Genomic DNA, 13,192 nt, shown 5'->3' on the forward strand with positions numbered 1-13,192 from the left:
CGTTGGCAGGTGATTAGGGTATGGAATCCAATGTTTCAGAGCGCTTTCGGCAGTTGCAGGCTCAATTGCGCGATCGCTGGAGCAGCGTTGAAGAGTTTGAGATGTACGACGCTGATATCGTTGTTGTTCCCTCGATTAGTGTGGATCAGCGCGAGCTTTTAAAGATTGAAGGCTTCTTTCACTACGAAGAGCGTCTTCTATTTTCGCTGATTCGCTTGCGAAATCCTCGCACCCGTCTCGTTTTTGTCACCTCGCAACCGCTTCATCCCAGCGTCATCGATTATTATCTACAGCTTTTGCCAGGGATTCCGTTCTCCCATGCCCGCGATCGCTTACTCTTGCTCTCTACGTACGATTCGTCTCTCCAAACCCTCAGCCAAAAGATTCTCGATCGTCCGCGACTGCTAGAGCGGATTCGCCAAGCCGTGAATCCCGATCGCGCCTATATGATTTGCTACAACTCCACGACAACCGAGCGCGACCTTTCGGTGCAGCTTGGTATTCCGCTCTACGCGCTCGATCCAGAACTCCTGATCTGGGGCACAAAGAGCGGCAGTCGGCAAATTTTTGCTGAAGCTGGAGTGCCGCACCCTGACGGTACGCCATTGATGTGGAATGAAAAAGATTTAGCCGTCGCGATCGCCGAGCTTTGGGAACGCCAATCCGATTTGCAACGCGTGGTGGTAAAGCTCAATGAAGGCTTTTCAGGAGAAGGCAATGCTCTATTGGATCTGCGTCCCTTAGCCGAATATAGACCCGGCGCGACAACTCATGCTCAGCGCGTCACTCAAATTTACGATCGCTTTGTCGATCTCAAATTTGAGTCAAAAGCGGAAACGTGGGAGAACTACGGCAGTCGCATTCCAGAACTCGGCGCGATCGGGGAAGCGTTTATTGAAGGCGAAACAAAACTGTCGCCCAGCGTCCAAGGTCGAATTACCCCTAGTGGCAACATCGAAATTCTCTCGACGCACGATCAGATTTTAGGCGGGCCGAGTGGACAAATCTATCTGGGCTGTCGCTTTCCTGCCGATGAAGTCTATCGATTAACGATTCAAGATTTGAGCCTGAAAGTGGGACGAGTCCTGGCTGAAAAAGGTGCACTAGAGCGCTTTGGAGTCGATTTCATCGCCGTGCATCAGCCATCTGGGGAATGGGAGTTTCATGCGATCGAGATTAACCTGCGAAAAGGCGGCACAACTCACCCCTTCATGACGCTAAAGTTTCTCACCAATGGGCGCTATGACCTCTCTAGCGGCTCGTTCTATAGTCAACAAGGACGGGCTAAATATTACATGGCAACCGACAATTTACAGAAGCCGCAATACCAGGGTCTGCTGCCCAATGACCTAATGGACATCATCGCGCACCATCAGCTTCACTTTGACACCAGCACCGAGACGGGAACCGTGTTTCACCTGATGGGCTGCCTGTCAGAGTTTGGCAAGTTAGGACTCACCAGCATTGGTAACTCGCCTCAGCAAGCAGAAGATATTTATCGGCACGTCGTCAAAGCGATCGACGATGAGACAAAATCGAACGCGCCGGGACAAGCCGTATCAATGCACTGGAATAGTCGCTATTAAACCTTGACCGCGACCATGTTTCGCACGGCTTCCACAATTTGCTGAGGTTGAACGATCGTTAAACTCTCCAATGTGCCGTTGTAAGGCGTCGGAATATCTTGAGACGACATTCGCAACACCGGAGCATCGAGTTCATCAAAAAAGCGATCGTTGATCGAGGCCGTCAGTTCTGCACCAATGCCGCCCGTTCTCATGCATTCTTCCACCACAATGACACGATGGGTTTTGCGAATCGACTCGCCAATCGTCTCAAAGTCGAGCGGCTTGAGCGAAATTAAATCAATCACTTCGGGATCAAATCCTTCAGGCTCAAGCGTTTTGAGCGCCTGTAGAACGTGATAGCGCATCCGAGAATAGGTCAAAATCGTGACATCCTTTCCAGGGCGAACGATTTCTGCCTTGTCGAGCGGCAAATAATATTCGCCTTCGGGCAAGGTTTCTTTGAGGTTGTAGAGCAATACGTGCTCAAAAAACAGCACTGGATTGTTATCGCGAATTGCAGATTTGAGCAATCCTTTCGCATTGCGGGGGGTCGAACACGCGACAATCTTAAGACCGGGAACCGCTTGAAAATAGGCTTCTAGACGCTGAGAATGCTCGGCTCCTAACCGACTGCCAACCCCACCCGGCCCTCGAATGACCATCGGAATTCTGAAGTTGCCGCCAGAGGTATAGCGTAACATTCCCGCATTATTGGCGATTTGATTAAACGCTAACAGCAGAAAGCCCATGTTCATGCCTTCAATGATCGGGCGCAATCCGGTCATCGCGGCTCCGACTGCCATTCCCGTGAAGCTATTTTCTGCGATCGGCGTATCGAGCAGACGCAAATCCCCATATTTTTTGTACAGATCTTTCGTCACCTTGTAGGAGCCGCCATAGTGACCGACATCTTCTCCCATCACTAGCACGGTGGGATCTTTTGCCATTTCTTCGTCGATCGCTTCCCGTAGAGCGTTGAAAAATAGGGTCTCTGCCATTGCTGTTGATGAATAATTAGATCGGGCTTACTTATTTTAGTGGAGGGGATGCGATTCGCAAAGCGCATCCCGAAGACAACAATGCTCTAACCGTTAAGGGGACTCTCCGCGAATCGATTGATAGAGGTAGACACAACAAGGGCTTGGTTTGCGCTGCCCCCGCGACCCACTAAAGAATCGGTCAGAGAAACCTGGGTTGTTCGTCCATTCGAGACGGGGATCGATTGCGCGATCGCAGTTTCAAACGCATCGGCAACGAGTTTGTGAACCTGAGTTGTTGGATGAATCCGATCCCACCAGAAGTATCCTTCAGGATTCGTTGGGTTAGATTGCTGGAACAAGGGATCGGTAATGTTGGTAAATCCAAATTCTCCAGGAGCCGCTGCAATTTGTTGAGAGATGCTAAAGAGATCGACTTCAATAATATCTACACCAAGACTAGGTTCTAAGGTTGTCAACGCTTGATCGAGCGCTTGATTAAATGCGATGCCGGCTTGAGTTGCCTGCGCTGCAACCCCAGTTTGATTTGGAAAAGGGGCTAATCCCAAATTCACCGAGTTCGGAACCACGATTTTTTCTGCGCCTAACTGAGCTAACGTTGCGATCGCGCTAGAAATATTCGTCACTGCCTCGCTAATTCCTGTGGCAGATCCCTGCGGATCTGACGGCAGATTCAATAGGTCGTTACTGCCTGCCCACACAACATAGAGCGCGTTCGGGTCAGCGCCTTTCGCTCCTGTTGTAGCGGCAAAGGTATCCACCTCATCAAGAAGTCCGGGCAAATTCAAACTCTCAGGCAAACCAAACAGAGCATTGGCGATATTGTCCCGCCCAGTTTTTGCGCCTGCAAAGGCAAAGTTGCTAACCGAAGCTTCCTCTAGGTTCAAACGAGGAGCGAGATAATCTGCCCAAATCGGGCCATTGGAGAAGCGTCCGTCAAAGTAAGGAGGACTAGGAGGAACCTGCTGACTGGTGAGATTAAAAAGATTGCCCGGATCAGAAAGACTGTCTCCGAAAATAACAAGCCCACTGATGGGCGAAGAATGGCTAGGAGTGCAATCTAGATCAAGGTTTCCAAGATCGATGTCCCATGAAATTGAACCACTGTTAGGCAGACCGTTAAGAAAGTTCTCTACTGAATTGATTAGAGGTGTCGGGTCAGGAATTTGAAATGAGAAGGTTCTTGATACTTTAAAGTTGGAGGAGGTCAAAGAGCCGCTGACTTTAGGAAAATCAAAATCGAGGGTAATTTGATTTGTCATAGCAGTATTGTTGGCAGGGTGAGGAGACTAACAAAACTGTAGATAAATTCCACAACGACGCGGAGTGGATTTGCAAAATGTATTGATTCACATTCCGATTTACATTCTGCTAATACATTGCTTACGCTGTTGCTGCACGTCCTGATTCGGCAATCTCAACTAGCTTAGCACTGGCGTTCCACAACTCTTTACCAAGATGCTCATCTCTCTACCAAGATGCTCATCTTGCATCCGAACATAAAGGGTGTGCGGTTCCTTCAGCGTTGCGCCTTCTTTTCAGCAGATTGGCAGGCAGTAATGAGGAAGTGACCTGCGATCGCGCTTGCGTACCCCTGACTCCATCCGTCGCTCCTCCCGAATCTCGCCCAACCCGCTCTAGTGCCAAGTCCTTGAATTGCCACAACAATACGCCCCCACCTATTTTTCTCTAACAGGTGAGGGCGTATGGCTAGAAAACATGAGTTACAGGTCAAGCGCTAGAGGTCGTTCTCGCCTAACTCGCGAGCCATGTAATCAAACGGCTGATCCAAGAACCCTGTGCTTGTGAGTCCTGCCGCCGCAACCTGATCCTTCACGATGTCTTTCATGATTTGAATTCCGCGAACGGTCGGACCAATCGGCACACCCAACGAGTTATAGGTTTCGCGCAAGCCTTCTAAAACTCGCTCATCTAACACATCCATATCGCCTGCTACAAGCGCATAGCTGGCATAGCGGAGGTAGTAATCCATATCTCGCAGGCAAGCAGCATAACGACGAGTTGTATATGCATTTCCACCGGCACGAATCAGTTCGGGGAGTTCATCAAAGAGTTGTTTTCCCGCTTGCCGAACAATTCCCGCCGCATTTGAGTTGATTACCGTTGCCGCTTGAACCCGCGCCATCCCAGTATCAAAATAGGATTTCAGGTTATCAAGGGCATTGCGATCGAGGTAACGACCGGTAACGTCATAGTTTCTAATCAGGCTTGTCACTGCGTCCCGCATGAAATTATTCTCCCAACAATCCCTGTAACTAAAGGTGTTTAGCTTGTGTGTTTAGCTAAGGCAACGTCGACTCACAGCCCTCATCGAACCTTGTCGAAGCGCATAAATTTCTGATTTAGGCTCAAGTCTACCACGGGGCACTGAACCTATATTTGACGGTATCCTTTGGGGTAGCCCTCTATTCGCAAATCGTTACATTTCTTTTAATTTAGTCAGTGATAGGTCAACAAAAGAATGGACGGGGAAGCTTGTAGCATTTGTAATTCTTGAATCTTTAAGTTTAATTCTAAAGAACACAAAGCGTTTTGTAACAAGCGATACAAAATCGCTGTGAGCCTCTTTCTACGATGGTTCAGTTGAAACTTAGATTTCAAAAGACCGCGATTCTCGGAAGTGACGTTCCGGGAAAATCGGTGTTCTGCGAGTCGATTCTAGGTTTTAGGCAAGGAAAAACTGTTTGGGTCAATCTCTTCACAGGGTTGCAGGGTAAGGTTAGCGGTTTGATCGCTAAATTTGATTTTCAAGTTTGATTGATTTTCAAGTTTAATCGTCAAATTGGCTTAACCTAAACACCTTTTTAACTTTCCAAGCCTACTTTTCTAACCACGCGCTCAGAGTTGAGCAAGACGAACCGAGTAAGGAGTATTTCATGGCGACCCCGCAAGACATCCTGGCATGGATTAATAATGAGAATATTGAACTCATTGATCTCAAGTTCATTGATACCCCAGGAATTTGGCAGCATCTGACATTACACAAGAGCCAGATCGAGGAAAGTAGCTTCACTGAAGGTGTTGCCTTTGATGGTTCGAGTATTCGCGGTTGGAAGTCGATCAACGAGTCGGATATGGCGATGGTTCCAGATCCGGATACTGCTTGGATTGATCCATTCATGGAACACCCGACTCTGAGCATGGTCTGCTCGATTATTGAACCGCGTACCGGACAACCCTACAGTCGCGACCCTCGCTCAATTGCCCAAAAAGCGATCGATTACCTGAAAACGACCGGATTAGGCGATACCGCGTTCTTTGGTCCTGAAGCTGAATTTTTCATCTTTGATGATGTTCGCTATGACCAAAACCAGCACGAAGGCTACTATCACGTCGATAGTTCTGAAGGAATTTGGAACTCTGGTCGGACTGAGCCAGGTGGCAACTTGGGCTACAAGCCTCGGAATAAAGAGGGGTACTTTCCGGTTGCGCCGACCGACACTTCGCAAGATATGCGGTCTGAAATGTTGCTGACGATGGCGAAGTGCGGCGTGCCGATCGAGAAGCATCATCATGAAGTTGCCACGGGCGGTCAGTGCGAGTTGGGCATCAAGTTCGGTACGTTGGTGCAAGCCGCAGACTGGCTGATGACCTACAAGTACGTGATTAAAAATGTGGCGCGGAAGTATGGTAAGAGCATTACCTTCATGCCCAAGCCAGTGTTTGGGGATAACGGCTCTGGAATGCACTGTCACCAATCGATTTGGAACAATGGTGAGCCGACGTTTGCAGGCGATATGTATGCCGGGTTGAGCCAAACGGCGCTCTGGTACATCGGTGGCATTCTGAGGCACGCCCCGTCCTTGTTGGCATTCACCAATCCGACCACGAACTCCTACAAGCGTCTGGTTCCAGGATTTGAAGCTCCGGTGAACTTAGCCTATTCTCAGGGCAACCGTTCGGCGTCTGTCCGAATTCCGCTTTCGGGTACCAATCCTAAAGCGAAGCGGCTTGAGTTTCGCTGTCCTGATGCTACGTCTAATCCTTACCTCGCGTTTGCGGCAATGTTGTGTGCGGGTATTGATGGGATCAAGAATCAAATCGATCCGGGTTCTCCGCTCGATGTGGATATCTATGAACTCAGCCCCGAAGAGTTGGCGAAGGTTCCGTCTACGCCGGGGTCGTTGGCTGAAGCTCTGAAGAACCTCGAAACGGATCATTCGTACTTGACCTCAGGCGGTGTGTTCACTGAGGACTTTATCGAAAGCTGGATTAGCTACAAGCTCGACCGTGAGGTGATTCCTATGAGTATTCGTCCTCATCCTTACGAGTTCATGCTGTACTACGACTGCTAAGCGTTGCGTTAAGTCAGTTTCATGGGTTGGATGGAGCGATCGCATCTTGTAGAGGCGCGATCGCTCTTTCATGTTTTAAAGAATCAATTACTGAAACTCAATGCTGCTCTCATTAAATTCGTTACAATTATTGATGTAAGTGGGTTTCAGTTTAATAAAGTTTAACCATGCCTGACACGTTAACAAAACTGGCGTATCAAACATTTCAGCAGGGCAAGAGCGTTTTTGGTTTGGCACACAAAGCCGTGGGCATCCAATTGACCAATCTTGTCGCTCCTTCTGCAGAAAGCAAGACGGTTCCGGTTTCAGCGGAGATTCTGGGTCAGATTCAGCAACGCTATAACCAGATTGTGGAAGCGGACTGGCGAGATGCAGAGCAGGGTGTTTATCCAGAAAGCATTCTGTTTGATAACCCTTGGGACGACTTCTTCCGCTTCTATCCAGTGGTGTGGCTCGACATGCCTTCAATGTGGCAGCGAGTGCAAAACAAGCAGCACCAAGAGTTTGACACGGCGGTTGAGACTCGTGGGTATCCCAGCTATTACCTACAAAACTTCCACCATCAGACGAATGGCTATCTCAGCGACCTGTCAGCCAATTTATACGATTTGCAGGTCGAACTCCTATTTAACGGAGCCGCCGATCCGATGCGGCGGCGTATCTTAGCTCCCTTGAAAGAAGGATTGCAGACGTTTCGGGACGTTCCTCCAACTCAAATCAAGGTTCTAGACGTTGCTTGCGGTACAGGTCGGATGCTCAGGAATATTCGAGGAATGCTGCCGAAGGCGTCGCTCTATGGAATAGATTTATCGCCTGCTTATTTGCGGAAAGCCAATCAGCTTCTGTCACAAAATCCTGGAGAGTTGCCCCAACTGGTTCAGGCAAATGCGGAAGAATTACCGTTTGTGGACAACTATTTCCATGCGGTAAGCTGCGTCTTTTTGTTCCATGAACTGCCCGCACAAGCGCGTCAGAACGTGATCAACAATTGCTTCCGCGTGGTCAAGCCCGGTGGCACGTTTGTCATTTGCGACTCGATTCAGGTGAGCGACTCACCGGAAATGGCTCCTCTGATGGAAAACTTCCCGGCGATGTTCCACGAGCCGTACTACCGCCACTACAGCACCGATAATTTGGAAGCACGATTACAGGAAGCAGGTTTTACGGACATTTCGACGCAGGTACACTTTATGAGCAAGTATTGGATTGCTCGTAAACCTGCGGAAGGACAGACCGAAGCTGCGCAACAGGTGAATCAGACCATTCCTGTTGAAGTATAGAGAGCGGAATTTTGAGTCATGAAAAAGGGTACATCGTTAACGATGTACCCTTTTTGAGGTTATGCGGATGGCGAGACTCGAACTCGCAAGGCAAAGCCACACGCACCTCAAGCGTGCGCGTATACCAATTCCGCCACATCCGCTTAAGCCTTACCTAGAATAGCAGAAATTTGCGCGATCGCTTACAAAATTGAAAAGTTTGGTCATTTGAGCGATTGAATTTCGGTTTGGAGGTTAGATCGGGCGATCTCATCCAATTCCTCAACCATGAACTCTGTGAAATAAAGTTGCGCGCGCTCTAAAAATGCCTCTAACACTCGACAGCGCCCGACTCGATAGTCTACCTCTGAAACCCAAGCATATTCCTGTCGAATCGCTGAAGCGTATTCTTTGTACTGAACTGGGGGTGCACCCAAAATTGCTAAGTCAGCATCTAACAAAATTTGAGCATCACTATCTGTCGGTTCCACAACATGATGCTTTGTCGCGAGGATCAGATGGCTGACTCTTTCGACTGTGGAATTTGGAATTTCGAGAGCGCTCAATACCTGGCCGGCGTAAGCGGCGCTCATTTCCTCGTTGTCTTGCAATCGGGTGTCATAGACAACATCATGAAACCAGACCGCTAATTGAATGGCTGGTAAATCGTGAGCATTTGGCTGCAAGCGATCGACCCATTGCAGAACCGACTGGATGTGATCGAGAGTGTGATAGAAGCGGTGTGGCTCAGAATAGGCGTTGACCAGATCGGAAAATACAGGGGTTGCAGAGGTGGAATTAACGGAAAGCTTCTGTAGCAGAGCAATCCATTGGTTTCGTAATTCGATTAGCCACGATTGGCTTTGCCCAGTTCCACAGGATCGCTTCATGACACCTCTAGAAAATGGCGTGGCAAACGCTTAGAATAGGCAGCTAGTTTTCTTTCCTCACCCTATGCCGTTTCAAGCGTCTCTCGATCAGATTATTACCGTTCTCGGTGCATCGACTCAGAATTTATCCAATCGCGCAGGTGTAGCAACCGGAATCACGACTGATAGCCGGAATGTCCAACCGGGAGATGTGTTCTTAGCGTTGCGGGGTGAGAAATTTGATGGACACGATTTTGTTGAAACCGCAATTTCACAAGGCGCGATCGCGGCGATTGTAGACGAAGCTTTTCCGCCGTCTGATCTCCCTCTAATCGTAGTTAAAGATACCTTGAATGCGTATCAAGCCTTAGGGCACTGGTGGCGCAAGCAGTTCGACATTCCAATTATCGCAATTACCGGATCAGTTGGAAAAACGACGACCAAAGAAATCTTAGCGGCGGTTCTTTCTCAATATGGTCGCGTACTGAAAACCCAAGCGAACTACAACAACGAAATTGGCGTTCCGAAAACGCTGCTAAACCTAAGCGCTGATCACGACTTTGCTGTGGTTGAAATGGGAATGCGAGCGCCAGGAGAGATCGCGCTATTGAGCCAAATTGCCAGTCCCAATGTGGCCGTGATTACTAATGTTGGAACTGCTCATATCGGCCGGCTCGGATCGAGAGCCGCGATCGCGCAAGCCAAATGCGAACTGCTTGCTGAAATGCCGCCTAATTCTGTAGCAATTCTCAATCACGACAACCCGCTTCTAATCGAAACTGCCGCTACGGTCTGGCAGGGCGATACCATCACCTACGGGCTTACAGGCGGCGATCTGCAAGGTGAAATGCTTGCCGCTCCAACGGACTTAGCGGAGCGAACCCCTCCGGAGCTTAGCGCTAATAGCTTAACGCTTGGTAATCTGAACTTTGAGTTGCCTCTTGCCGGAGAGCACAACGCGCTAAACTTTCTAGCGGCGTTAGGCGTTGCAAAAGCCTTGAATCTGGATTGGTCAAAGCTCACATCGGGTCTAGAGATTGATTTACCAGGAGGGCGATCGCGCCGCTACGACCTGGCAAATGATGTCGTAATTTTAGATGAAACCTACAATGCGGGATTAGAATCGATGTTGGCATCGCTGAAGCTGTTGGCACAAACTTCTGGAAGCCGAAAAATTGCGGTGCTTGGAACCATGAAAGAGCTGGGCGATTGGTCAACTGAGTACCATCGGCAAGTTGGCGAACAGGTAAGAGCCCTAGATTTAGACGGGTTGTTAATTTTGGCAGACGAGGCAGAAGCGGAAGCCCTCGCCCAAGGAGCCGCACCATTACGTTCTGAAAAATTCATGACTCATGCCGATTTGGTGAGCCGCCTAAAAGAAATAGTGCAACCGGGCGATCGCATTCTATTTAAAGCGTCACGAGCAGTGGGATTAGATCAAGTGGTTGAAGGGTTGCGAGACGCATTGAGCGAAGATGCAAAATGAAAAGAAAAGATTGGCGTTTTATAGACATCATTCAGCGTTTGCAGGACGCCAATCTGCTCGATTCAGGCGATACACAAAGCAGTCATCGTCACCAAATTGGCGGCGATCGATACGCTGGAAACCAAACTGCTCGTAGAAGCGGTGAACGCGAGTGTTGCTGACCAGTGGATCAACGAGTACGGCCATCACCTCTGGGTGAGCGAAACATCGGGCAAGGGCAAGCTGCATCATTTTCGTTCCATAACCTTTGCCTAAATCGGTTGCTTCGCCAATCCAGATGTCAATGGCACGAAGATTTGCAGCGATATGTCCCCAATAGTGACTCTCCTCAAGGGCTGGATCAATAATCTGGATAAACCCGATCGGACGACCGTCGATCTCAGCAATCAGTTGTTCTCGCCAATCCGGGGTGCGATCGAGTTCCACCTCCCAGTGCCAATCATCATTTGGGTCTGAGGCAATCACATGGGGTTGTTCATCCCAATGTTGCAGGAGAGTTAAATCATTGGAGGTGGCAGGGCGGAGGTTCACCATAAAATTAATGCTTTTGATAATTTGCTGATAATTTTCGGTAGGAGCGCGATCGCATTGCCATGAATGTTACAATCAGCCCGATCAATCCGGTGACGGTAAACAGAAGTGCAATTCCTCGATCAGCACCAGTACCAAACCAACTGCCAATGAGATCGACACCTGCACCTGTCGTCATGAACGGGATAAAGATGAATTGGGCGATCGGCCCAATCATAAAAGCGGTAAGCGGGGATGCGGCCTGTTCGATGCTTTGAACAAACCCGAACACACGGCCCTGGCGTTCAAGTGGAATCACGGCTTGGATAATAGTCTGCTCTGATGCCTCAACGACAGGAATCAGGCACAAGTAGATGAATAAACCGATGGTCAGTAACACGATTGATGACTGAATCGTGAAGAACATTGCAATGATCCACATAACAATATTCGCTAGAAACAGCGTTCTTAATGGGCTTTCTCCCAAACCTACCTTGGCAACAACTAATCCACCCACAATAAAGCCTAAACTCAACAGCCCCCACAACGCACCCCACATTTGTACAGAGACCAGTGATAAACCATAGGCATCCATCAGAGACATGAAGACTCCACCCAGGAAGTTGTTGAAGCAGTTGAAGAAAATAAGTCCAAACAGCCCAGGAACAAGATGAATAACTCGAATCGTTCCGCGGATATCAATGTGATTGGTTTGATTTTCTACATGGACAATTCCCTTCTCAGGAATAGCGATCGTCACTAAATGGAGAACCGTTAGAATCATCAGACCAATTGCAAATACAAGCATCCAGTACATGCCAAGAAATCCGATCGTCATTCCACTAAAGATCGACGCAATGAGGAATGATATACCGTTTGTAGTGCCTACCAAACCATTCGCTTTATCGTGTTTTGCTTCAGGAATCAGGATGGTCACAAGAGTAGGTAGAGCGATCGTGCGAATGTTACCTGCGATCGCTCCCACTAATGCAAGCGTGATAAATACCCAGAGCGCAACACCAGCAGGATTAGTAAAGGCAGAGGATGGCGTCGCAACAAAAATGATATAGGCAAGGATGTACAAAACAAGGGAGCAAATACTTGAAAGCAGCATTGCTGTTTTCTTTTTGTATCGATCAACCAAAGACCCCAGGAAAAATCCAGAGAGCGCAACCGTTACAAGATACACACCTGCCATAACTGACATCGCTAACACAGACTTCGTTTGCAAATACACCCAAAACGTGACTGCAAACCAGACAAAAGTATTGGTCAGCGAAGCTAACAGTGAGTTTGCTAGAACAGCATAAAAAGTCTTTGTCATTCGCCAACCTCTCAATTTCTCACTGTCTTTCTTCTCCAATCATCAATCTTGGAGATTTCTGCGTTCCATCAGCATCGCATCAAAGTTCTGATTCCAACCGTGATGCCAAACTTATTTCAAAAGCGAACCGAAATTGCTTCAGGAAAGTTTTGAAGCTAATCAGCACCGTGTTCTCCTTCGGTCAGGAAAAAGTCAAACGAATCATTCTTTCTAGCGATAAAGCGACCAACAGTGCAAGCGACGTAATATTTGAGTTTACGCATACTCAATTTCCTTCATTAAGGTGAATATGTTGACCTCTAACGGCGTCATTATTAACAGTGGCAATTGCACAGTGACAGAACCATACAGTCGATACAAATCATATAAAGCCCAAATGCAAAGTTGGAAAATAGCTCCTCATAACTATACTACATCATACTACAAAATCAGGTAGAAAATATGGGAACCCTGCCAGAGGAGAGAACTGTAGATGCTGCTGAAGGAAGTGAGTCAACTCGTGCAATGCATTATTGCTTCTTGTAAGTCATGGCTGTATCGGTTAATGAACTAGAAAAACTTACAAATATAAATTTCTGGTCATCTGTTATTACCAACGCTCAAAATGTTCTCAAGAGCGGACTGACAATATTGTCTACCTCAACAATGCTGTCTTCGTCCGATGTTAGTGAAGATGACAGCTCTGGAGAAGGGGGAGCGGTTTCAACTTCTAACCTTCTAGCTGCAAAAGATAGTTTACTCCTCGGTGTAGATTTGCTCAGCAACGGTAGTTCCATCGGGCAGAGTAGTTTGCCACAGAAGGGAATTACCTCAAGGGGTGACAGCGAAGCTAGAAATTAGACAGAATGCCGGATGAGGGATG

At 48.2% G+C, this 13,192-nt stretch carries 12 protein-coding genes and 1 tRNA gene; 5 read left to right on the forward strand and 8 right to left on the reverse strand.

The window, feature by feature from the left end; translation table 11 throughout:
- Nucleotides 1-20 precede the first annotated feature (20 nt).
- Nucleotides 21-1,586 carry a peptide ligase PGM1-related protein gene (locus AC5I6P_RS11005; protein ID WP_495693803.1) on the forward strand — a complete coding sequence of 522 codons (1,566 nt, stop codon included), beginning with the start codon at nt 21-23 and terminating at the stop codon, nt 1,584-1,586.
- Here AC5I6P_RS11005 and AC5I6P_RS11010 read toward each other — a convergent pair.
- From AC5I6P_RS11010 to apcB, 4 genes are all read right to left on the reverse strand, one after another.
- Nucleotides 1,583-2,566, reverse strand: coding sequence for an alpha-ketoacid dehydrogenase subunit beta (locus AC5I6P_RS11010; RefSeq protein WP_495693804.1), 984 nt, complete (start codon nt 2,564-2,566; stop codon nt 1,583-1,585). The genes AC5I6P_RS11005 and AC5I6P_RS11010 overlap by 4 nt on opposite strands.
- An 86-nt stretch (nt 2,567-2,652) precedes the next feature.
- Nucleotides 2,653-3,828 (reverse strand): SGNH/GDSL hydrolase family protein, encoded by a 1,176-nt coding sequence (locus AC5I6P_RS11015; protein WP_495693805.1) that lies wholly within the window; start codon nt 3,826-3,828, stop codon nt 2,653-2,655.
- Between the two features lie 220 nt (nt 3,829-4,048).
- Nucleotides 4,049-4,234: a hypothetical protein gene (locus AC5I6P_RS11020; protein ID WP_495693806.1), complete on the reverse strand. Its 186-nt coding sequence runs from the start codon at nt 4,232-4,234 to the stop codon at nt 4,049-4,051.
- A 70-nt stretch (nt 4,235-4,304) separates the two neighbouring features.
- A complete protein-coding gene (apcB, locus tag AC5I6P_RS11025) occupies nt 4,305-4,814 on the reverse strand; it encodes an allophycocyanin subunit beta (protein WP_495693807.1) in 510 nt (169 codons plus the stop codon).
- A gap of 649 nt (nt 4,815-5,463) precedes the next feature.
- On the opposite strand from apcB, the gene glnA reads away from it, so the two are divergent.
- Both glnA and AC5I6P_RS11035 read left to right on the forward strand, forming a co-directional pair.
- Nucleotides 5,464-6,882 (forward strand): type I glutamate--ammonia ligase, encoded by a 1,419-nt coding sequence (glnA, locus tag AC5I6P_RS11030; protein WP_495693808.1) that lies wholly within the window; start codon nt 5,464-5,466, stop codon nt 6,880-6,882.
- Nucleotides 6,883-7,049: 167 nt separating this feature from the next.
- Complete coding sequence (locus AC5I6P_RS11035; RefSeq protein WP_495693809.1) at nt 7,050-8,162, forward strand: class I SAM-dependent methyltransferase; 1,113 nt, start codon at nt 7,050-7,052, stop codon at nt 8,160-8,162.
- Between the two features lie 62 nt (nt 8,163-8,224).
- Here the strand turns inward: AC5I6P_RS11035 and AC5I6P_RS11040 are convergent.
- Nucleotides 8,225-8,305, reverse strand: a tRNA-Leu gene (locus AC5I6P_RS11040).
- Between the two features lie 60 nt (nt 8,306-8,365).
- Entirely contained in the window at nt 8,366-9,031 is a 666-nt protein-coding gene (locus AC5I6P_RS11045) for an HD domain-containing protein (protein WP_495693810.1), read from the reverse strand.
- A gap of 64 nt (nt 9,032-9,095) precedes the next feature.
- Here AC5I6P_RS11045 and AC5I6P_RS11050 point away from each other — a divergent pair, with 64 nt between their 5' ends.
- Nucleotides 9,096-10,496 carry a UDP-N-acetylmuramoyl-tripeptide--D-alanyl-D-alanine ligase gene (locus tag AC5I6P_RS11050; RefSeq protein WP_495693811.1) on the forward strand — a complete coding sequence of 467 codons (1,401 nt, stop codon included), beginning with the start codon at nt 9,096-9,098 and terminating at the stop codon, nt 10,494-10,496.
- Between the two features lie 27 nt (nt 10,497-10,523).
- On the opposite strand, the gene AC5I6P_RS11055 is transcribed toward AC5I6P_RS11050, so the two are convergent.
- Together AC5I6P_RS11055 and AC5I6P_RS11060 are read right to left on the reverse strand one after the other, a co-directional pair.
- Nucleotides 10,524-11,030, reverse strand: a complete 507-nt coding sequence (locus AC5I6P_RS11055; protein ID WP_495693812.1) for a GNAT family N-acetyltransferase — start codon at nt 11,028-11,030, stop codon at nt 10,524-10,526.
- 4 nt (nt 11,031-11,034) lie between these two features.
- Complete coding sequence (locus AC5I6P_RS11060; RefSeq protein ID WP_495693813.1) at nt 11,035-12,330, reverse strand: MFS transporter; 1,296 nt, start codon at nt 12,328-12,330, stop codon at nt 11,035-11,037.
- Between the two features lie 528 nt (nt 12,331-12,858).
- Here AC5I6P_RS11060 and AC5I6P_RS11065 point away from each other — a divergent pair.
- Nucleotides 12,859-13,170 carry a hypothetical protein gene (locus tag AC5I6P_RS11065; protein ID WP_495693814.1) on the forward strand — a complete coding sequence of 104 codons (312 nt, stop codon included), beginning with the start codon at nt 12,859-12,861 and terminating at the stop codon, nt 13,168-13,170.
- The last annotated feature ends 22 nt before the right edge of the window (nt 13,171-13,192 follow it).

Source organism: Myxacorys sp., assembly GCF_059501405.1.

Excerpts from the sequence above, each read along its gene's own strand:
- AC5I6P_RS11005 (WP_495693803.1), top strand. The coding sequence starts at position 21 with ATGGAATCCAATGTTTCAGAGCGCTTTCGGCAGTTGCAGGCTCAATTG.
- AC5I6P_RS11010 (WP_495693804.1), bottom strand. The coding sequence starts at position 2,566 with ATGGCAGAGACCCTATTTTTCAACGCTCTACGGGAAGCGATCGACGAA.
- AC5I6P_RS11015 (WP_495693805.1), bottom strand. The coding sequence starts at position 3,828 with ATGACAAATCAAATTACCCTCGATTTTGATTTTCCTAAAGTCAGCGGC.
- apcB (WP_495693807.1), bottom strand. The coding sequence starts at position 4,814 with ATGCGGGACGCAGTGACAAGCCTGATTAGAAACTATGACGTTACCGGT.
- glnA (WP_495693808.1), top strand. The coding sequence starts at position 5,464 with ATGGCGACCCCGCAAGACATCCTGGCATGGATTAATAATGAGAATATT.
- AC5I6P_RS11035 (WP_495693809.1), top strand. The coding sequence starts at position 7,050 with ATGCCTGACACGTTAACAAAACTGGCGTATCAAACATTTCAGCAGGGC.
- AC5I6P_RS11045 (WP_495693810.1), bottom strand. The coding sequence starts at position 9,031 with ATGAAGCGATCCTGTGGAACTGGGCAAAGCCAATCGTGGCTAATCGAA.
- AC5I6P_RS11050 (WP_495693811.1), top strand. The coding sequence starts at position 9,096 with ATGCCGTTTCAAGCGTCTCTCGATCAGATTATTACCGTTCTCGGTGCA.
- AC5I6P_RS11055 (WP_495693812.1), bottom strand. The coding sequence starts at position 11,030 with ATGGTGAACCTCCGCCCTGCCACCTCCAATGATTTAACTCTCCTGCAA.
- AC5I6P_RS11060 (WP_495693813.1), bottom strand. The coding sequence starts at position 12,330 with ATGACAAAGACTTTTTATGCTGTTCTAGCAAACTCACTGTTAGCTTCG.
- AC5I6P_RS11065 (WP_495693814.1), top strand. The coding sequence starts at position 12,859 with ATGGCTGTATCGGTTAATGAACTAGAAAAACTTACAAATATAAATTTC.